This window comes from Leptospira sanjuanensis (assembly GCF_022267325.1).
Classification (GTDB): domain Bacteria; phylum Spirochaetota; class Leptospiria; order Leptospirales; family Leptospiraceae; genus Leptospira; species Leptospira sanjuanensis.
In genome coordinates, this window is record NZ_JAIZBG010000001.1 from 375,294 (window position 1) to 395,689 (window position 20,396).

Consider the following 20,396-nt stretch of genomic DNA (forward strand, 5'->3'; position numbering starts at 1 on the left):
TTTCTGTCCAGCGATTTTTCAAGGATTCCTTGCAGAAATGGACAGGCAACTGGAAACTGAGCCGGTGATTTTGCATATAGATACGGAAACAGGCTGGAGGGGAGGAGAAAGACAACTTCTTCTTCTGGCAGAAGGATTAAAGAAGCGAAAGATCCCACAACTCATCGTGGGCAAACCCGGATCCGCCTTAGAAGGACGGTGTTCCGACCATGGGCTTCCATTCCAAGCCATCGACATGAAGGGAGAATGGGATCTCGCATCTGTCAAATCGATCCGCGCTGTCGTTCAAGAAAAAAAAGTAAAACTCATCCACACGCACACCGCAAAGGCCCACACGCTTGCTTTGTTCGCAAAATCAAAACTCCCCGAAACGAAATTGATCGTTTCCCGACGAGTCGACTTCAGCATTCGAAAAAACTTATTTTCGATTTGGAAATACAAATCCAAACGCAACGATCTCTTCTTAACCGTTTCCAATAAGATCCGCGAAATACTTTTGAGGGACGGAGTCGATCCCGCAAAGACCGTGACCGTTCACAGCGGAATCGATTTCTCTTTCGCGAAAAAACTTCCCGATCCTGCAAAATACAAAAAAGAATTCTCGATCAAAAAGGATACGATCGTGATCGGAAACGTGGCCGCGCTTGTCGATCACAAGGATCAGAAAACACTTTTGAATGCGGTCGCGAAAATCGATTCTTCCAAAAACTTCAAAGTGTTTCTCGTAGGCGATGGAGAACTCAGAAAAGAATTGGAAACGCTCGCAAATACATTAGGAATTTCTGATAAAGTCGTTTTTACCGGTTATCGCATGGATGTTCCCGATATTCTTTCCCTGTTCGATATTTTTACGCTAACCTCGAAAGAAGAAGGACTTGGAACCTCGATTCTCGACGCGATGGCGGTCGGACTTCCGATCGTCGCGACAAAGGGAGGAGGAATCGGAGAAATGCTGACGCACGAAAAAGGCGCCTTTCTTGCCGATGTGGGCGACGCCGAAGCTCTGGCAAAACATTATGAAACTCTAATGGATGACGTAAAACTCCGTAAAACGTTCGGAAGTTTCAATAAGGAATCTGTCAAACGATTCTCCATCAAAAACACGATTCGCAAAACGGAGCTTGCGTATTATTCGTTTCTGGGCGAAGAACTTTTCGGAGAAAAAGAATGAAACGTCTTCTTATCATCGACGGACACGCGTTCGTCTTCCGCGCGTATTACGCCTTCGGAGCCTCCAATCTCACCAATTCCAAAACCGGAAAACCGAGCGGAGCAACATTCGGTTTTTTTAAAATGCTTTTTAAACTGCTGCAGGATTATGCGCCGACTCACGTCGCGATGACCTTCGATCCGGGCGGTCCTTTGGAACGAGGAAAAACCTTCGAAGAATACAAAGCCAACCGCAAACCTATGCCCGAAGATCTGCGTCCTCAAATCAAAGAAGTCATGGAAACTTTGGAAAAGATCGGGTTTAAGGTCTTGAGAATGGACGGCCACGAGGCGGACGATATCATCGGAACTCTCTGCGATACGTATCGTTCGACCGCAAAGGAGATTCTGATTTTTTCGGGCGATAAGGACTTATATCAATTATTAGAAAAAAAGAATATTAAGATGCTCCGCGGTAAAAAGGGAGTCACCGAATTCGTGGAAATCGATTCGACCTGGGTTAAGGAAGAACTGGGCGTGGACGTAAAACAAATTCCCGATTACATGGGAATCGTCGGCGATACTTCGGATAACATTCCCGGGGTAAAAGGAATCGGAGACAAAGGCGCATCCAAACTTCTTCAGGAATACAAGACTCTAGACGGGGTTTATAAGAATCTCGAGAAAATCAAAAATCCATCGATGAAAACCAAGTTGTCGGAACAGAAGGAAAACGCCTATCTTTCCAAACGACTTGCGACGATCCGCAGGGATTTGGAATTAGGAATCACTGAAAAGGATATAGAAACGCCCGATTACAAATCGGACGCAGCGATCCTCTATTTTAAATCTCAGGGTTATAACGTTCTTTCGAGAGATCTCGCGAAATCGGCGGGGAAAGAAGTTCCCAAAGACGCGGAAGTTGCCGATGCGGCCTCGGCTGGAACGGATGAAACGAAACCGCTTCCTAAAGGTGAAAAAGGAACGTATCGACTCATCACGAGCGCGGAGGAGCTTTCTAAAATCTGCAGAGGTCTTTTGAAATCCAGGGTTCTATCCGTGGATACGGAAACGACTTCGCCTAATCCTGTTATGGCGGAACTTCTGGGAATTTCCTTTTCCAATCAGGAGAAAACCGGGTTTTACGTTTCCGTAAAAAACAATGCGTCCTTATTTCAGGACAAGTCACTCAGTCTGGAAGAAGTCCGCGAACATCTCGGGCCTGTTTTGTCCAGCGATGTCCCAAAGGTCGGACAGAACATCAAATACGATCTGATCGTATTAGAAAATCATGGTTTTCTGTTGAACAATATTCAGTTCGACACCATGCTCGCTTCCTACGTTTTGCGGCCGGAAGGAAGACGTCACAACATGGACGATCTTGCGAAGGATTTGCTGAACTACGATACGATTACCTATGACGATCTGGTTGGAACCGGAAAAAAGAAAAAGGAACTAACCGACATCGATCCCGAACAAGTCGCCGAATACGCCGCGGAAGACGCGGATGTCACGTTCCGTTTGTATCAAATTCTCAGAAAGTCGATCAAAGAATCTGGAGTAGAACCGATTCTCCGCGATATGGAAATGCCCTTGATACCGGTTCTTGCCAAGATGGAAAAGACCGGAATCGCTCTTGATGTTCCCTACTTCGAGGAATTGGCCCGCGATTTCGATCGAGAGATCCGTCATCTCGAAGGCGAGATTCACAAACAGGCGGGCGGACCGTTTAACATCGCTTCGACGAAAGAATTGCAGAAGATTCTTTTCGACGATTTGAAACTCAGGGTCGTGAAAAAGACGCAGACCGGTTATTCGACCGACCACGAGGTTTTGGAAGAACTCGCGGGAGAACATCCGATCATCGAAAAACTTCTGGATTACAGGAAATACACAAAGCTAAAATCCACGTACGTGGACGCTCTTCCGAAAATGGTAAATCCTAAGACGGGAAGAATTCATACGAGTTACAATCAAACGATCGCCGCCACGGGAAGACTTTCGTCCACGGATCCGAACCTACAAAACATTCCGATCCGCGACCGGGAAGGAAGACTTCTGCGAAAAGGTTTCGTCGTCGGTTCGAACGATTACGAAATTCTCAGCTTGGATTATTCCCAGATCGAACTTAGAATCATGGCGCATGTTTCAAAAGACGCGGCGATGCTCGACGCGTACAATCACGGCATAGACATTCATAAAAGAACGGCCGCGGCCTTGTACGGGGTCGCGGAAAAAGACGTCACGCACGAGATGCGCGATAAGGCGAAAGTAGTTAACTTTTCCGTAATATACGGAGTTACTCCGTACGGTTTGAGCCGAAATCTTAGAATTTCAAGAGACGAGGCGAAATCGTTTATAGAACGTTATATGACACAGTATCCCGGCGTAAAAGCGTATATGGATTCGATGGTCGAATTCGCCGAAAAGAACGGTTATGTTCAGACTTTAACGGGACGCCGCAGGCCCGTTACGGATATCAACAGCACGCACAAATCCGCGAAAGAAGCCGCCAAAAGAATCGCGATCAACAGCCCGATTCAGGGAACAAGCGCGGACATGATTAAGATCGCGATGATCAAAATCCACGACGAGATCGAAACGAAAGGATACAAATCGAGAATGCTGTTGCAGGTTCACGACGAATTGGTCTTTGAAGTTCATAAAAAGGAAAAAGAAGAGTTCAAGGCTTCCATGAAAAAGCACATGGAGAACGCAATGCCATTGGATCTGCCGATTCTTGTGGAAGGAAAGTTCGGAGTCAACTGGGACGAAGCTCACTAAAGTCGACATAAAGACATCGATTCAAGGAACGTAAATTCTGCGGATTGATAAAGAATCAGAAGAAAAACCGTTCAGTCCGTATTATCGGTCGTTCATTCCCTTTCCGAGAAACGCGTTCGAAGATTTGCAACTCGATCCGTTGTTGGATTGTTATGCTTGGTGCAACTCTTCACTTCTCATATAACGGGAAAAAAATAAAATTCCCGTTATTTCTTTTTCTGATTTTATTCATTCAAATTCTTTCGGTTTCCTGCACGATTTGGCCCGTTGTGACCGCTCTTGCTGCGCCCCAGTCGGGATCTTCCAATGATAACAGTTCTCTCGTTCTGCTTGCTCTTCTGCAAAACGGAAATACGACAGGTGCTTCGGAAACACCTGGAGGAAGCGTTAGTTCTGCAGGTTGTGCGCAGAGTAGCAGTTGCGCGGTTTTTTTATATATTCATCCGACTGCGATCGGAGGTAATTGGGGAGGCGTTTCCGGGGCCGATGCAAAATGTGCTTCGGGTGCGCCGGGAGTTGGTGCGCCCGGGGATCCGAATAATTACAAAGCGCTCCTAATGGCCGAAGATGGAAGTCGAAATCTTACAACCGACTGGGTACTGTATCCCAATAAGGTTTATAGAAGTATAAGCAATAGCAATCTTACTGTCACGTCCACGGATGCCAACGGACAATTTATTTTTCCGGTTACGAATACGATCACCACGACTGCGAATGGGGTTTATACGGGAATCGACACAAGCGGGGCTACCTGGGTTCCTAAGACCGGACAAACTTGTGTGAGCGGAGGGGTATCTTGGACCTCAACCTCTACTTCCGTGAACGGCTCGTTTGGAATCAGCAACGGTAACGGTTCCTTAGGTAGCACGCTCGTGGAGGATGTGGGACCGGGATTTGCCTGTAACAATACCCTTGTGCTCTATTGCGTACAGAGGTAAAAGATGATACGAAGAATAATATATTACGGAATTATAATTCTTTTATCTTTGCAAACCTCTTTTTGTCAACATGCGCGGGTGGAAGTTGCGCCCATCGCGACCAAAAAAGCACAAACAAAGGAAATCAATCGTGAGACGATTCTGTTAAAACAGAATTATTATTTGATGGGACTTCTTCCCCGAAAATTGGAATATTCGGAAGCACAATATTGTCCCGAACGCGGAATCAAGGAAGTTCATCAATATTCCTCCTTTACGAATATATTGTTCGAGCAAATCACGATCGGAATTTATTCTCCCCGTTCCTTGGAAATCGTATGTCACTGATCGGAACTCTGTATTCATATTCAAAAACCGGAATACGTCTCCCGCGATTTACGGTTTCATTTCTGCTTTGCTGTTTCTTTTTGGCTTGTCATCAAACGAACATCATTCCTTCCAAATTTCCGAGAGCGGGCGAATCCTTCAAAGGAGCCAGCTTTACCTCCAGAAGTTACGTGCTCGGATATTTCGAGGGAGGACACGATCGTGCGGAATGTCCGGAAGGAATTGAAAGTTTTAAAATTTTCAGAAGTATATCCGATTTTTTTATCCACATCCTTTTCGGAGGCGTATACGATACGAGGAGCGTGGAAGTCGAATGCGTTCGTTCCAAACTCGATCTCGATTCCATTTTGAAATCGAACACGCTCGTGTTAAGAGGGGTTTATTTTAGATCCAACTCGGATCAGATCGACGAGGATTCTTTCGAAATTCTGGACGAGTTAGCCTCCATTCTGAAAGAGAATCAGAACTTGAAAATCGTGATTTCCGGCCACACCGATTTAAACGGAAATCGAAAACAAAATCAGGTTCTCTCGATAAAACGAGCCGCTTCCACGAAAGAGTATTTACTTTCGAAAGGAATCGATTCGAGCCGCGTGGAAACGCGGGGTTTCGGTTCGAATAAACCGATTGTCCGTCGTTTGGACGAGGTGGCTTCGTTTCAAAATAGAAGGATCGAAGTTCAAGCGATAAAACAGGACGAGATTCTTCCTTCCAAAAAAAGGATCGAGCCGATTTCGGATGACACCGAACCGTACGCGTCCGTCATATTTCTCGGTAACGGTCGGAAGTTGAAGGGAAACATAACCGATCAAACGAGGGACGAAATTCATCTCGAATACAAAGGCGCCGTACAAATCATCTCGAAGAAAAAAATCCGCAGAATCAGATACAATCGTCGATAGAGCTCCTTTTTTTTCTTTTATCTTCCGAACTTTCGAAGTAGATTTTCGTTTTAAAGGAAAGGATAAAACGTATGAATTCGATTTCACGTTCCGATTTTTTAAAACGAAGTGCCGCTTTCGCATTCGCGGCCGGCTTGATCGAAATTCCGCATCGGAATTTATTCGCAAACGAAGGAGCTAAGATCTTGGAAAGAACGATTCAGAAAAGCGGAGAAAAAATTCCTTCGATCGGCCTTGGAACTTGGCAAACGATGGATGTCTCGAAAGACTCCTCCGAACTCGATTCCTTAAAAGCAGTTTGGAAAGAATTTATTGCTGCCGGGGGACGAGTCGTCGATTCTTCTCCGATGTACGGAAGAGCGGAGGAAATCGTGGGCGTTCTTTCCTCCGAACTTTCCGAAGAATCGAGAAAGAAAGTTTTTTACGCCACCAAGGTTTGGATTCGAGGAGAATCCGCGGGTAAAGCGCAGATTCGATCCTCTTTCGAAAAATTCAAAACGGATAAAATCGATCTATTCCAAATTCATAATTTAGTGGATACACAGACGCATCTTAAAACTCTGCGAGCGCTACGGGAAGGCGAAAAGATCCGTTATATCGGGATCACTCATTACGTTTCTTCCGCGTTTACCGAAATGGAAAAGATCGCGAAGAACGAAAAAATCGATTTCATTCAGATTCCGTACTCGATCGCGACTCGAGCCGCGGAGGATCGTATTCTCCCGTTTGCGGAAGCGAACGGAATCGGCGTCCTTATCAATCGCCCCTTCGAGGAAGGAGAACTCTTTCGCAGAGTAAAAGGTAAAAACTTGCCTGCGTATTTTAAAGAATGGGATTGTGATTCTTTCGGTCAGGCGTTTTTGAAATTCATTCTTTCTCACACGGCGGTCACCTGCGTGATTCCAGCGACTTCGAAGGTTTCTCATCTTATAGACAATCTAAAGGCCGGTTTCGGAAAACTCCCCTCGGGTACGGATCGGGAAGAATTCAAAAAGCGTCTCTTGCAAGAAATTTGATTTTTGAATTCGATTTGATTGCCTCGCCTCGCTCTCAACGTCGCGATCGATTCTCACATCTTCGGTGCAGCTTAATCATATTCAAAATTTAGAATGTGATTTGTTAATCGAACTCGATTTAAATATTAGTTCTTTTTGATTATTTTTATCGGACATTTTAATTAGAATGGATTATTCTTTTCCCCTTGATTCTCTTGAAATTATAATTTAAGAGATGGAGAATTATCGTTCGGTCTTTTCAAAAATAGAATTCCGAAAACATTGGCTTTAGAACTAGCGGGGAGTCGTCCATGCATCGGAGCAGTCTCAAATTTATTCTATTGATTTCGGGAATTTCAATTTTATTCGCATTAACCTGTATCGTTTCCGGAACGGCTTATTTTTTCGGGAGAAAAAAGATCACCGAAAATTATATGAGTCAGATGCGAAGCGTAATCGGCGTTGTGGGCTTGGAATTCGACGCGTTTTTGACTTCTCATACCAATATCGCTTGGACCATCGCCAAAGATCCGCGAACCTTGGAATCGATCCGATCCGGAACTCCCGTTGCCGGAAGTTTCTATCAGGATTTAATGCAGCGGTACGGAGTATATGAGAATATCTTCATATGCCGTTTGGATGGAGATTCTAAGATCATTGCGGACGGCCGAGGCGGAGTCACGATCGGTTTTAAACTTTCGGAGGCGGGGATCGAAAAAAGTTTACAGGCCGCTAAGGAAGGAAAGGTTTATTTGGCAAAGGCGCGGAAATCCCCCGTTACCGGTTTAGCCGTTTCTTTGCTTTCCGTTCCGATCCTTGAAGGGAATCGTCCGATCGGACTTGTGGGCGTTGCCCTTTCTTTCGATTCCATTTCGGAAAAAATCATCAAAGAGATCAAAATCGGAGAACAGGGATATGTCTCCGCCGTCGATCACGACGGATTGATCATCGCACATCCTAAGAAGGAAATGATTTTAAATTTGGACGTTTCTAAAGAATCGTACGGTCAGACTATGCTCGCTCTCAAAACGGGAGAAGCGATGGAATTTACGTACAACGGAACGGACCGTTACGCTATGATCTACCGTTTGGATAACTGGGGAATCTCGATTGCGGCTATTCAACCGAAAACGGAAATCCGGGAATCTCTGATCGGACTTTTGGTCTTGATCGTCATGTCCGGTTTGGCGACCGCATCGATTTCCGCATATCTTCTCTATTTCCTTTTGAAAAAACGTCTTAGTCCTTTGGAAAATGCGAGTAAATTGTTTAAGACGATGGCGGAAGGGGATCTGACTTCGGATATCAAAGTGGTTTACGAAGACGAGATCGGTTCTATGAGCCGTGATATGAATTCGTTTATATTCAGTATTCGTAATTCGTTGAAAGACATTCAACGAGTTTCCACCGAACTCGCAACGGCTTCGGAGGAATTGACCGCTTCTTCCGATTCGTTCGCTTCCGGTGCGCAGGCCACCGCGGCTTCCACGGAGGAAATGTCGGCGACCGTAGAGGAGCTTTCTTCCGGTATGGACAGCATCGCATCGGGGACCGATCGTCAGTATAAAAATATAGTAGAATTTCATAATAATATAAAGAATCTTTCCTCCAGCGTAAGAGAGATCGGCCGGGAAATAAAACAAGCCTTGGAACTGACTCGGAACATTTCCTCGCAGGCGGCAAAAGGGGAAGAATCCCTCAGTCAAATGAAGACGATGGTTCAGAACATCATCAAATCCTCCGGCGAAATGTCGGCGATCATCGGAATCATCAACGACATCTCCGATCAGACGTCTCTTCTCTCTCTGAACGCGGCGATCGAGGCGGCGAGAGCGGGAGAAGCGGGGCGGGGGTTTGCGGTCGTCGCGGAAGAAATTTCCAAACTTTCGCAAAAGACCGCGTCTTCCATCAAATCGATCAGCGAAATGATTCTTCGAAACAATCGCGAATTGGATTCGGGAGCGAGCGGAATCGAGTCTTCTTCCGAAGTCATTCACGGTATTATCAAAAGTACGGATACGGTTTCCATAGCGATGGAAAAATTATTTGGAATCACGAGTTCGCAGGAAGGAATCAATAGACAAGTCGCCGAACACGCGGACGAAGTCGGAAAAGACGCCGAATTCGTAAAACAGGCGATGGACGAACAGAAACAGGCCTTTCATGAAATCACGCAGGTCATCGTTCAGATCAACGATCATACTTTGGGAACGGCTTCCGGGGCGGAGGAAATCTCGGCTTCGGCGAAAAGTCTCGAAATCTCCGCTGAAAATCTGCGGAGAATCGCGGATCGATTCATCTTATAAAGAATTTATTTCAAAAAGACGCATTCAATTCGTATAATAGTTGTTTTTTGCGATTTCTTCTGTAGGATCTAAATCCGCTTCCGATCGTTCCATTAGAACGTCGTGCGGAGGATGGGAATTGAAAATGAAATCGCTCACGACACTTTCCATTCCGTTTTTGTTCGTTATAATATTTCCGATCGTACTTTGTAAATATGATCCTCAATCTTCTTCGATCCCGGAATTGAGTTTCGGATTTACGCGGCTTAACGGGTCGTCCGGCTCCGGACCTTCCGGACCGATCGCTGCTTCCATCAATCAAACGAACTTTTCAGCGGGAGCGATATACGATTTTCAATCGGTGTTAAACGGATTCAAATCTCCTTCCGCTTCGATTACGATCACGAATTCTTCCGGCGGAGATATTCAAATTCCTGCATCTAATTTCCTAAGTCTAACCGGGGCGAACGCGACCGATTTTGTCGTTGTTGGAGCGCCAACGGGGACGATCGCGAGCGGTTCGAATGTAAACGCGTCCATTTATTATAACAGCGTTTCACCCGGAATAAAAACGGCGACTCTGACGATTCAACCGGGAGGAAATATTTCGCCCGTCAGTGTTTCTCTGCAAGCAACGGGAGTTGCGAATTATTCCGGAAATTCCCTGACGATGCAGTTTGAAAGTATGTCATTTATCGATATATCCGGAAACGGTAACGGCGGAATTGTAACCGGTAATTTCGGGGGAACGATTGTTCCGGGAGTAGTAGGAAATGCGATCCGGCTCGGTTACGGACCGTTTCCTACATTCGATTATATTGATATTCCCGATTCCGCCGGAGGCAATTTTCACTTTGCCGGCAACCAATCGTTTAGCGTCACCGCTTGGATTTCCCCGGATACCGCATCGGTTGGAACCATTTTCGACAAGTCCGAAAACAACGGACCGTTTTCGAATTTGATTTTCGATTTTCACGCGAGTAACGGTAGTGTGGGCGTGATGTCCTGGAGAGAAGGGGATTTCAGCGAGGGGTTTAGTTGGGTCGGTCCGATTATCGGTTGGCATCACGTAGCCTGCGTTTACAATCCTAGTTTAGGGAATCCGAATACGACTTTATACCTTGACGGAGTCGCCGTTCAGAGCGGATACTTATTTTCGTCCACATTTGCGACCGCGAATTCCTATCCCGCCAATATCGGAAGATTTAGGAGGGACGCGAGTCAATTATATGTAGGCTTGATCGACGAGCTTAGAATTTATTATCCGGTCGCATTGACCGCCGCGCAAATTCAAACGATCTATAACAGCCGTTAAACGGAGAGTTTATGACTTTAGAAGAATGGAAACGTTCCGGTTCGACCGTCGCGTATCGAAATTGGAAAATCTTTTTTAAGGAAGAAGGCAAAGGGGAGAATCTTCTGTTGATTCACGGATTTCCTACTGCGTCCTACGATTGGGAAAAAATCTGGAAACCTCTTTCCAAAAAAAGAAGACTCATCGCTTCGGATCTGCTCGGATTCGGATTCTCATCCAAACCGGAAATCGATTATTCCATTTTTTTACAGGCGGACATCATCGAAAAATTGTTAAGCGACAAGAAGATTTCCGAGGTGAAGATTCTCGCGCACGATCTGGGAGATACAGTGGCTCAGGAACTTCTCGCGCGATTTATCGAACGTAAAAAATCGAAAATAAAAGGTTTGAAGATCAAGGCCGTTACACTTTTGAACGGCGGAATTTTTCCGGAATCGCACCGGCCTAGATTTATCCAGAAATTATTGAATAGTCCGATCGGATGGATTCTTTCCAGACTGATGAATCGTAAATCCTTTCGGAAAAGTTTTGCGGCGGTTTTCGGACAAAACACGAAGCCGAGTCGGGAAGAATTGGATCGCTTTTGGGAATTGGTCGCTTCCGACGGAGGAACCAAGATCGCACACAAACTGATACGATATATCGAGGAAAGAAAAACGAATCGAGAACGTTGGGTCGGTGCGATTTTGAATTCTCCCGTTCCCGTTCGAATGATCAACGGGGTCGACGATCCCGTCAGCGGCGCGCATCTCGTACAAAGATATAGGGAACTATCTCCTTCGGCGGATATAGTCGAACTGAAAGGCATCGGTCATTATCCGCAAGTGGAAGCCGCGGATCGAGTTTTGAAATCGATTCTTTGAATCGATTTTAATAAAGATCAAGAATCGCATCTTCGATTTAGAATCATTCTTTTTCGTTCGAGGGATTCTCCTTGAAAAAATGGAATGCTAAAAGATCGTGATTGAATCGGGGACAAAAGAAGATTTTCGATCGGAGAATCTTCGATTCTTTTCATGGCAAAATCGAGTTATAATAATCCTAGATTTTTCGACTTTGTTTACGATGAATTTTTAGCGGCGGCAGTCGATGATTCCGATTCTTCGTTTCAGGAAGGAATTCTGTTTCACTCTTTAACGAGCGAGAATATTCTGGAACTCCTCGAAATCACCGGAATTCTTCCCGAGATCAAAAAGAAAGGTTATCCGAAAGTTCAGCTCGAGATCACGGGTATGGGACAGGATTTTCAAAGACTTACCCTCGTTTCGGATAAAGAGATTCTTCTTCATCTTCGTCTTAGCATTCAAGAATATCGATTGGAAATCAACGACTACTTCTTTAAAGAAAAGTATCTGATCATCAACTGGCTACAGACACGTCATCCGAAATCACCTTCCATGGATAAGAGCCGATTGTATCCGGGACAGGATGTTCCGGGCCTGGGAATCTTTCATCAGATCTCCGACTTTATCGGATTTCTGATCTTGTCGCTTCGTTTGAACGGAGCGGTGATTCGTCCCGAATACTTTCACGATGCGGTTTTGTTTTCTAAGAAGTTTCATTTTCTAACTCCGGAAGCGCAGGCCTTGTTCATCGCTTTAAGAAGGGATTTTAAAAACGAATCGATTCGTGGAATTTCCACCTTGCTTCATTCCGGGAAAATCCGCGATCATAAGAACGTTCTCGAATGGAAAGCGGTGGAAATGATTTTGTTTTTGGAAAAAACACTGAACCCGTTCGTCTTTAATAAGAAGTTCGACAAGAAGGTATCGAAGATCTTGGACACGATTAAACTGAGCAGCGTTGAGTCCTAAGGGCGAATTTTAATCCGTTCGGTATAGCTTTTATTTTCGAACGCTTGATTACTTATTTTGATTTATAAAAAGCTATAAAAAGAACTTGTCTTTCCAAACTGTTGATTTCAAAATCTGACTTCGTCGAATTCTACATGAGCACGAGAGTCACCATGGATCAGAGAAAATTTGCCCGAGTATTTCCGGCGGCGAACGAAGTCATCGAGGTTCAATTGATGGGCCTGAATTTTTTGGATATTCTCAATGCGAAGGATATCAGCATCGGCGGACTCGCGATCGAAGTTCCCCATTTGTTCGAAGGTTGTGATTTGAATTCTCCGATTCAAATGATTCTGACTCTTCCCGGAAGAAATCCTCTGAAACTTTCCGGTAAGGTAAAACGCAAGGTCGCAGCTCCGGAAGCTTCTTTGTTTGGGGTTGAGTTTTCAGCTTTGGATGCGAAAGCGAAGTATCTGATTGAAACTTACATTCAATCGAGAATGCAGATGGCTTCCTGATCTTTTGAATTTCGTTTTATTCGTAACGTTTCTTCTTGAATTCGCTATTAGTTTTGGCATAAGAATTCACCGTTTTTTCTGCCGTTGTTTGATAACGTATGGAAACGATCGCTTTTCGAAGATTTTCAAAAAATTCGAATCGTTTTCATAAGAACCTGTCCCAAAACCGGGACAGAACCTTGCAGCTGATCTTTCTGGTAAAGTAAAATTAGGTTTTGGGACACGCTGTAAAATTCCAGTTCCGCTTTTTTTCCCTTTCGAGTCACCGGAATTTATTTCCCGTGTAATCTGAACGTAACGAGAACGAATATGATGGGGAACAATTTAAAACCGAAGGATAACCGCTATGGGCACAGGTTTAGACAACAAGGTTAAAACAGAAAGAAAACTGGAAGTTCGTATCGCACAGAACCAGTTGGAAATAGAACGAACTCTCGCACTTCGTTATGAAGTATTCAATCTTGAACTAGGGGAAGGTCTTCCCCAATCCGCCGCAACGCGCAAAGACAGAGACGAATACGATCTCTTCTGCGATCATCTCATCGTAATCGATAAAAACCGCGACGATAAAATCGTGGGGACGTATAGAATTCTCCGCAGATCGATCGCAAAAAAGAACTTAGGTTTTTATTCGGATAACGAATTCAACATCACTAAGATCTACGAACTGGACGCGGAAACCGCCGAGATCGGAAGAAGCTGCGTTCATCCCGAATACAGGGACGGTTCCGTGATCTCGATGCTTTGGGCCGGCCTCGGATCGTATATGCGCAAGCACAACGTTAGATACCTTTTCGGCTGCGGTTCGATTCATCACACGGACGCACAATCCGCAAACGAAGTTTACGCTTATTTAAAAGAGAAGAACGTTCTCGCAGGAAAAGAATTCGACGTTACCCCTCTTGCAGGATTCGAAGTTCCGGGTTTCGATCCGAACTACCTAATCGACGATATGAAAGTGGTTCAAAAAAGAATTCCCGCTCTCATCAAAGGTTATATCCGCGCCGGATCTCAGATCTGCGGAATTCCCGCTTGGGATCAGGTCTTCAAAACCATCGATTTTTTTATCCTCTTCGACCTCCGTGACATAGAATCCAAATACGAAAAACGTTTTCTGGATTAAAACCGCCTCTACATCGCACCGGAACCCCCTTGACGGGAGTTCCGGCGTTTTATTAGTATCTTTTTAAGCGCAAGTTTAAAGATATCCTTTCCGATGAAACAAAACGAAATTGATTTCCAGCATCCTAGTAAAAAGGATCAGATCCGATTTTATTCCCTAGTCGCGATCGCCGGAATTTTGATGGTTGTCGCTTATCAACTGGGGTCCCCTTCTTACTATTTGGGTTGGTTCGCGTTTTTTATCAGCGCGTTTTCCGTGGCCGGAAACGACGCGGTTCAAACGGTGGGAACGTTTATCGAAAGTAAAAGAACGGTTCACTGGATTCCGAAGCTCGTCGTTTTAGGCGGAACCGTCGTGATTATCTTTTTGGGTGCTTGGGTCTTTAACGATTCACAGGTTCACTTCGGACGTTTGGAAAGTTTTCCCGAAGTTAGACAATTCAATCTTATCCAACTGTTAGCGCCGCTCATTCTCGTCATCATCACAAGATTGAAATCTCCGATCTCAACGACCTTTTTGATCCTCGGTTTGTTCGGTGGAAGCAATATCGAGAAAATGCTCACGAAGTCCTTTTTCGGATACGGAATCGCTTTCGGCGTTGCGATTCTTGTCTGGGGAATTCTCGTGAAATTCGATCCGAAAGAATATACGGAAGACCACGTTCCCGATCCCAGAAGCGAAAAACGATGGGCCTTGTTTCAATGGTTGTCCACCGTTTATCTTTGGATCGCTTGGCTTCGACAAGACGCGGCAAACATCGTAATCTATCTTCCGAGACACCTTTCTCTTTTAGAATTCTCTCTCGCGATCGCGATGCTCGTGGTGGCGCTCGGAATCATTCTTTATACGAACGGGGGAACGATTCAGGAAATCGTCACCGAAAAATCGGACATTCAATGGTCCAAGGCGGCTACGATCGTCGACTTGGTGTACGGAACGATTCTGATCGTTTTTCACGAATGGAGTAAAATGCCCATGTCCACGACTTGGGTCTTTTTAGGGATGCTCGCAGGCCGGGAAATCATCTTGAACTTTATGACCTTTCGGGATCTGCCGTATCTCGAAACGTTTCGTAAAGTGGGGAAGGACGTTCTACTTGCGTCGATGGGAATCGCCGTCAGCGTTTTTATCTTTATTCTCGCTTCCCAGATCTATCCGGAAACATCCGCGGGTTTTTTAAAATAGGATAGAATGAAAAAAGTCCGCGGGTGTCTCCGCGGGCTTTGGGAATAGGAAACTGGATTAGACTGTAACGCGCGAAAAACGGAATATTCCGTTTTACTGAAACAGATTGTATCTCACGATACAATAGATCGCGCGAAACCCGTCCTTCCAGCCGATCTTTTTACCTTCCGCATAGGTTCTTCCGTAATAGGAAATTCCCACTTCAAAGATACGAACATCCGGAATTTTGGCCACCTTTGCGGTGATTTCGGGTTCGAAACCGAAACGATTTTCCTTGATCTCGATGGATTGGATAATTTCTCTTCGGAACGCTTTGTAACAAGTTTCCATATCCGTTAAGTTGATGTTGGTAAACATGTTGGAAAGAGTGGTGAGAACCATGTTTCCGATACGATGCCAATAATACACGACTCGATGCGGACCGCCCCCCAAAAATCTGCTGCCGAAAACGACGTCCGCTTTTCCCTTATAGATCGGATCGATAACGCTCGGAATTTCAAAAGGATCGTATTCCAAATCAGCGTCTTGAACGATAACGATGTCGCCCGTTGCGGCTTTAAAACCGGTTCTCAGAGCGGCGCCTTTGCCTTGATTGACTTCGTGAAAGATCATCTGATCGACGAGTTTTTTAAAAACGGGAGTTTTCAGAAGATCTCTGGTTCCGTCCTTGGAACAATCGTCGACGAGAATGATTTCCTTGTTTTTGATCGGAACTTTTTGAACCGTTTCCAGAATATTGCGGATCGTATTTTTTTCGTTATAACAAGGAATGACGATGGAAACTTTCATATTTACCCCAGACCGGTGATCTCAGCCATTCGAAAATCGCGGATGATCGTTTCGGCTCTTACGATTATTTTTTCAAGAGCGATCCCGAAAACCAAATTCTGATACGACTCGACCGCCTTGGGAAATTCTTTCTCGTCTATCTTGACCGAAAGAGTTTCGGAAACACGGTTCTTATTCACGCATTCCTGAATCGAAGTGATGATTCCTTTGAGAGCGAGGCAGACTTCTTTCAAAATATTCTGACCGTCCTTTTCCATCGCGCTCTGATTTCCGTTCGCGTCTAACAAGGCTTTGACGTGTTCGTTGATTCGAATCGAAGGCAAGCCCCTTCTGCTGATTCCCATTCTTTCGATGATCGTGATGGTATCTTTAAAAGCGGAAAATTCCGGAGTTCCTTTGAAGATATAAATCAAGGCGGGAAGTTCCGTTTCCGCAAAGGAAAGAATCGCTCCGTAAAAGTAGCGGATCTCGGGTTTAGCGAGAGGATGAAAATCGATTCTCTGGTATTTTTTGAGTCTGGCTTCCTGTTCCTCGAGGATCTTGTTAATTGTATCGCCTTTGGCGGCTTGTTTTTTATCTTCGAGTTCCTTGTGTTTGGCTTTCAGAGTTTCGATGAATTGAATCTCGTCTTTGAGAAACTGGGCGAGACTTCCCTTTTGTTGAAGGATCATCGTCAGTCTGGATTCGAACGCTCTGAGGTCGAAAACCTTGGGATTCTTTTTTGAATGTTCGGTGTATTCCGCTCTGAGTTTTTCGAGAACGGCTTTAATTTCGGCGCTTTGTAAGGGTTCCATAGGAGATTTCTCCTATTCAGTATCGACCCATCTTTCCAAGGAGATAAGCAAAGAAGATATATCTTCGGAACAATAGAGAAGAGCGGTTCTCGAATCCCGGAACATCTGTTGTTGGTTGTAAGGAAGTTGTTTGATGTGATTGTCGTTTTTCGTGTTAAGAACGTTCAAAGTGTTCAAGACCATCTTCTTCAGTTTTTGAACCAAACCGAGCATCATTTCCTGCATTTCCCAAAGGGTAACGAGTTTGAGTTTTTCGCTGTCCAAACTTTTGGACTGGAGAATCTGCTTTCTGGAAGATTCGTATTTTGCGGTGTAATAATTGACCGATCGGGGGTAGGTGGTCAGTTCCTTGTGATAGTTCACGATCTTATCGAGCTTTTGAAAAAACTCGATGTCGAATTCCCGGTTGAGGTTTCCGATGATGTTCTTGTTTTCGGAAGGATCTCCGGTGATTTCGAAAATCTTGGAGTTCTGGAGATTGTTGAGAACGGAATGAATTCGATCCTTGATCTTGGTAAGTTCGGAGATTCTTTTCTCGATCCCGCTCGAATCTCCGATCGAGGAGTTGGAACCGTATTCCATTCTAAGGGAAGAATCCCCCGAATCGCGGTATGAGGAAGAAGGAACCGAGTGTTCCAGGATGTTCAGATCCATTCTTCCCAAATCCAGATTGGAAGTATCCTTTGCCTTGTGCGGGTCCCAAGCGGGTTCTTGAAAGATACTTTTCTGAACCGCGGCTTCGTTGATCGCCGCACCCGATTCGTTCGGTTTCGGAAGTTTCACCGAAGTCTGTTGCTGGGTCTTTGCCATGATTTCCTGAAGAGAAAGTTTTTTCACTTCGGGCGGATGAATCGGTTTTATTCCCGATTGACGTTGCGGATGATGTGCGGCCGCAGTCGGATGCGAAACGTGTTTGTGCTTCTGCGCTTCATTCGGAGATTCTAATGTGATTCGTACGAACTCGGCTCTTCTTGTGTTGCGGTTGAATCGAAGAGCGAAACGATTCCCTTGTTTATCGATGAATTTTTGATTCATCTTATCCAAGGAAAGCGCGTTGGGGTCAACGGAAGAAATGGAATCGACTACGATGTATTCGGATTTTTTCAACATGAGAATTCTTCTCCGAAAGAGGAGAGTTGTCTAGGATTGGTCGAAAAAAAAGGGCGATCCATATCGAGAGACCGGAAATTCTTTTCGTCCATTCGGGTAAAATAAAAATCCAAATAAGCGTTCTGAAGAATTTCTTCCATCATCGAATAGAGCGAACGGGAGCAATGGAAACAGTAAGCGAAGATTTGTAAATAAGAAGTTTCCTGAATTATAAACGAGGCGGAAACTTTTTCACGTTCCATCGACAAAAAACACCTCCCGGTTTCCTCGAAGTCCCGCAAAGAGGAAATTCCCAGTTCCGCGAGTTCCGAAAGATCGACTTCCTCTTCTTGAAGACGGGAAAAAAAGTCCCGATCCAATGAAACGGTCAAAAAAATATTTCCAAAACGATTCCGATTCATTCTAGTTTCTCCGCTGGAAGCGGTTCCGGAGGGAGATAAGGCAGGTTCCGGCTCAAAACGGAATCGTACCGAAACCTAAGGTCGGATTTCGGGCAATTTTCCGAGAATTACGACGTACGGAACGGAATTTTCCTAGAATTCATTTGACAGGGGGTAGGGTACAGAAAACCTGGAAACACTTATTCGATAGGAAGTGTAAGCCTTGGCTAATATCAAGTCTTCAGAAAAGGACATTCGGAGAACAAAACGCAGAAATGCGGCAAATTCCCAGAATCGTTCCAGGCTCAGAACTCAGGCTAAAAAAGTTCTGAAAGCCATCAAAGAAAAAGACCAAAAAGCGGCGACAGCTCTCTTTGTAGAGTACACCTCTCTTTTGGACAAAGCTGCTAAAACAAACCTGATCCATTCTAAAAACGCAGATAGAAAAAAAAGTAGAATGGCAAAACGCCTCAACGCGGTATCTGCAGCTTAAAAAAACGGAATTATAGAGGGCGATTAGCTCAGCTGGTAGAGCGCCTGCCTTACAAGCAGGATGTCGGCAGTTCGATCCTGTCATCGCCCACACCCTTTCTTCCGCAAACTCCTCCTAAATCCAAACAACCCCTATGAATACAAAAAGCCCCGTATTCAATCATCCTGATCTGATGGTTTCTGTTTCCGGGATTCGAGGAATTATTCCAACCGGTCTTTCACCCGAAGTCATTTTTGACGCCTTGCGTGCGTTCGGAACTTGGATCGAAGGTTCCAAAATCGTAATCGGACGAGATTCCCGTCCATCCGGTCCTTATATTGAAAATATTGCACTCGGTTTGATGCAAGCCATGGGCAAAGACGTTTTACAACTTGGAATCGTTCCGACCCCGACCGTAAAGGCCGTGGTCAATCTTTCCAAAGCGGGGGGTGGAATTATGATCAGCGCCTCTCACAACCCGATCATCTGGAACGCGTTTAAGTTCGTAGGACCGGGCGGATTCTTTACCGGGGCCGCGGATCTGGAAAAGATTCTGGATACGGTACGCAATCAATCCTACAGACAAATTCAATACAAACCCGCTTCTAAGATCGTTTCCGGAAAAGAATGGTGTGAAAAGCACATCGAATCCGTGCTCAAACGGGTAAATGTAAACGCGATTCGTAAAAAGAAATACAAGGTCCTCGTGGACGCGGTCAACGGTGCAGGCAGTTCCCTGGTTCCCGAACTTCTTGAAAGACTTGGATGTAAGCCGATTCTACTTCATTGTAGTCCGGACGGAACGTTCCCAAGACCGCCCGAACCGACCCCCGAGGCGCTTAAGCAAACTTCCCGCAAAATGAAATCTTCCGGTGCGGACATCGGTTTTGCGCTCGATCCCGACGCGGATCGACTCGTGGTTCTTACCCCGAAAAAGGGCGCGATCTCCGAAGAATTCACACTTCCTTTGAGCTTTCTTTCCTTAACTCTGAAAAAGGCTCCGAAAAAAGCCAATATGGTCGTGAATCTTTCCACTAGCTTTATTAACGAATTTGTCGCCGGTCAATACGGAGTTTCCGTTACCCGCTCTAAAGTCGGAGAAGCCAATGTGGTTGCGGATATGCGCGCCCACAAATCCATTTTCGGCGGAGAAGGAAACGGCGGAGTGATTGATCCGGCTGTCGCTTCTTTCGGAAGGGATTCTTTGTCCGGAATCGCTCATATTTTAAATGTGATGGCTGCGACCGGGAAGAAGATCGATTCGATTGTGGATGAACTTCCCGTGATTCATATGCAGAAAACCAGCTTTCAAGTGGCCGGTAAAAATCTGCAGGATATTTATTCCAAATTCAGGGGAGAATTCTCCGCCTTTGCCGAAGAAACCTTAGACGGCCTTCGTTTGGCCTCCGAAGATTCCTGGATTCACATACGTCCTTCTAACACGGAACCCATCATTCGAGTCATCGGGGAAGCGAGGACCAAAAAAGACCTCAATTCTCTGCTGGACCGCGCGGGAAGGCTTATGGAGAATGCCTGA

The 20,396-nt window shown here is 45.2% G+C and carries 19 protein-coding genes and 1 tRNA gene; 16 read left to right on the forward strand and 4 right to left on the reverse strand.

Going from position 1 to position 20,396, the window contains the following annotated elements:
• Window positions 1-64 precede the first annotated feature (64 nt).
• The 13 genes from LFX25_RS01805 (at window position 65) to LFX25_RS01865 (ending at window position 15,314) form a co-directional block, all read left to right on the forward strand.
• Window positions 65-1,171, forward strand: a complete 1,107-nt coding sequence (locus LFX25_RS01805) for a glycosyltransferase (protein ID WP_238731467.1) — start codon at window positions 65-67, stop codon at window positions 1,169-1,171.
• Window positions 1,168-3,933 carry a DNA polymerase I gene (gene polA / locus LFX25_RS01810; protein ID WP_238728609.1) on the forward strand — a complete coding sequence of 922 codons (2,766 nt, stop codon included), beginning with the start codon at window positions 1,168-1,170 and terminating at the stop codon, window positions 3,931-3,933. Before LFX25_RS01805 ends, polA begins: the two co-directional genes overlap by 4 nt.
• A 152-nt stretch (window positions 3,934-4,085) precedes the next feature.
• Window positions 4,086-4,871 (forward strand): DUF1554 domain-containing protein, encoded by a 786-nt coding sequence (locus LFX25_RS01815; protein WP_238728610.1) that lies wholly within the window; start codon window positions 4,086-4,088, stop codon window positions 4,869-4,871.
• 3 nt (window positions 4,872-4,874) lie between these two features.
• Window positions 4,875-5,198, forward strand: a complete 324-nt coding sequence (locus LFX25_RS01820; RefSeq protein ID WP_238728611.1) for a Bor family protein — start codon at window positions 4,875-4,877, stop codon at window positions 5,196-5,198.
• A complete protein-coding gene (locus LFX25_RS01825) occupies window positions 5,189-6,100 on the forward strand; it encodes an OmpA family protein (protein ID WP_238728612.1) in 912 nt (303 codons plus the stop codon). The genes LFX25_RS01820 and LFX25_RS01825 overlap by 10 nt, the downstream gene beginning before the upstream one ends.
• Window positions 6,101-6,171: 71 nt before the next feature.
• Window positions 6,172-7,116, forward strand: coding sequence for an aldo/keto reductase (locus LFX25_RS01830; protein ID WP_238728613.1), 945 nt, complete (start codon window positions 6,172-6,174; stop codon window positions 7,114-7,116).
• Window positions 7,117-7,406: 290 nt separating this feature from the next.
• Window positions 7,407-9,401, forward strand: coding sequence for a methyl-accepting chemotaxis protein (locus tag LFX25_RS01835; protein WP_238728614.1), 1,995 nt, complete (start codon window positions 7,407-7,409; stop codon window positions 9,399-9,401).
• 124 nt (window positions 9,402-9,525) lie between these two features.
• Window positions 9,526-10,695, forward strand: coding sequence for a LamG-like jellyroll fold domain-containing protein (locus LFX25_RS01840; RefSeq protein ID WP_238728615.1), 1,170 nt, complete (start codon window positions 9,526-9,528; stop codon window positions 10,693-10,695).
• A gap of 11 nt (window positions 10,696-10,706) precedes the next feature.
• Window positions 10,707-11,558, forward strand: coding sequence for an alpha/beta fold hydrolase (locus LFX25_RS01845; protein ID WP_238728616.1), 852 nt, complete (start codon window positions 10,707-10,709; stop codon window positions 11,556-11,558).
• A gap of 153 nt (window positions 11,559-11,711) precedes the next feature.
• Complete coding sequence (locus LFX25_RS01850; RefSeq protein ID WP_238728617.1) at window positions 11,712-12,509, forward strand: histone deacetylase; 798 nt, start codon at window positions 11,712-11,714, stop codon at window positions 12,507-12,509.
• A 152-nt stretch (window positions 12,510-12,661) separates the two neighbouring features.
• On the forward strand, window positions 12,662-13,006 hold the full coding sequence (locus LFX25_RS01855) for a PilZ domain-containing protein (RefSeq protein WP_238728618.1): 345 nt from the start codon (window positions 12,662-12,664) through the stop codon (window positions 13,004-13,006).
• Between the two features lie 346 nt (window positions 13,007-13,352).
• Entirely contained in the window at window positions 13,353-14,129 is a 777-nt protein-coding gene (locus tag LFX25_RS01860; RefSeq protein ID WP_238728619.1) for a GNAT family N-acetyltransferase, read from the forward strand.
• Between the two features lie 93 nt (window positions 14,130-14,222).
• On the forward strand, window positions 14,223-15,314 hold the full coding sequence (locus tag LFX25_RS01865) for a hypothetical protein (protein ID WP_238728620.1): 1,092 nt from the start codon (window positions 14,223-14,225) through the stop codon (window positions 15,312-15,314).
• A 93-nt stretch (window positions 15,315-15,407) separates the two neighbouring features.
• Here LFX25_RS01865 and LFX25_RS01870 read toward each other — a convergent pair whose 3' ends face one another.
• Genes LFX25_RS01870 through LFX25_RS01885 form a run of 4 tightly spaced genes read right to left on the reverse strand, consistent with a single transcriptional unit; the run spans window position 15,408 to window position 18,408 of the window.
• Window positions 15,408-16,103, reverse strand: coding sequence for a glycosyltransferase family 2 protein (locus LFX25_RS01870; RefSeq protein ID WP_238728621.1), 696 nt, complete (start codon window positions 16,101-16,103; stop codon window positions 15,408-15,410).
• A 2-nt stretch (window positions 16,104-16,105) separates the two neighbouring features.
• Entirely contained in the window at window positions 16,106-16,897 is a 792-nt protein-coding gene (locus tag LFX25_RS01875; protein WP_238728622.1) for a hypothetical protein, read from the reverse strand.
• Window positions 16,898-16,909: 12 nt separating this feature from the next.
• Window positions 16,910-18,007 carry an LIC_10450 family protein gene (locus LFX25_RS01880; protein ID WP_238728623.1) on the reverse strand — a complete coding sequence of 366 codons (1,098 nt, stop codon included), beginning with the start codon at window positions 18,005-18,007 and terminating at the stop codon, window positions 16,910-16,912.
• Window positions 18,001-18,408: a hypothetical protein gene (locus LFX25_RS01885; protein ID WP_238728624.1), complete on the reverse strand. Its 408-nt coding sequence runs from the start codon at window positions 18,406-18,408 to the stop codon at window positions 18,001-18,003. The genes LFX25_RS01880 and LFX25_RS01885 overlap by 7 nt, the downstream gene beginning before the upstream one ends.
• A gap of 202 nt (window positions 18,409-18,610) precedes the next feature.
• Between LFX25_RS01885 and rpsT the strand changes: the two genes are divergently transcribed.
• From rpsT to glmM, 3 genes are all read left to right on the forward strand, one after another.
• On the forward strand, window positions 18,611-18,880 hold the full coding sequence (gene rpsT, locus LFX25_RS01890; RefSeq protein ID WP_118954156.1) for a 30S ribosomal protein S20: 270 nt from the start codon (window positions 18,611-18,613) through the stop codon (window positions 18,878-18,880).
• Between the two features lie 17 nt (window positions 18,881-18,897).
• Window positions 18,898-18,970, forward strand: a tRNA-Val gene (locus tag LFX25_RS01895).
• Window positions 18,971-19,013: 43 nt separating this feature from the next.
• Window positions 19,014-20,396 carry a phosphoglucosamine mutase gene (gene glmM, locus LFX25_RS01900; RefSeq protein ID WP_238728625.1) on the forward strand — a complete coding sequence of 461 codons (1,383 nt, stop codon included), beginning with the start codon at window positions 19,014-19,016 and terminating at the stop codon, window positions 20,394-20,396.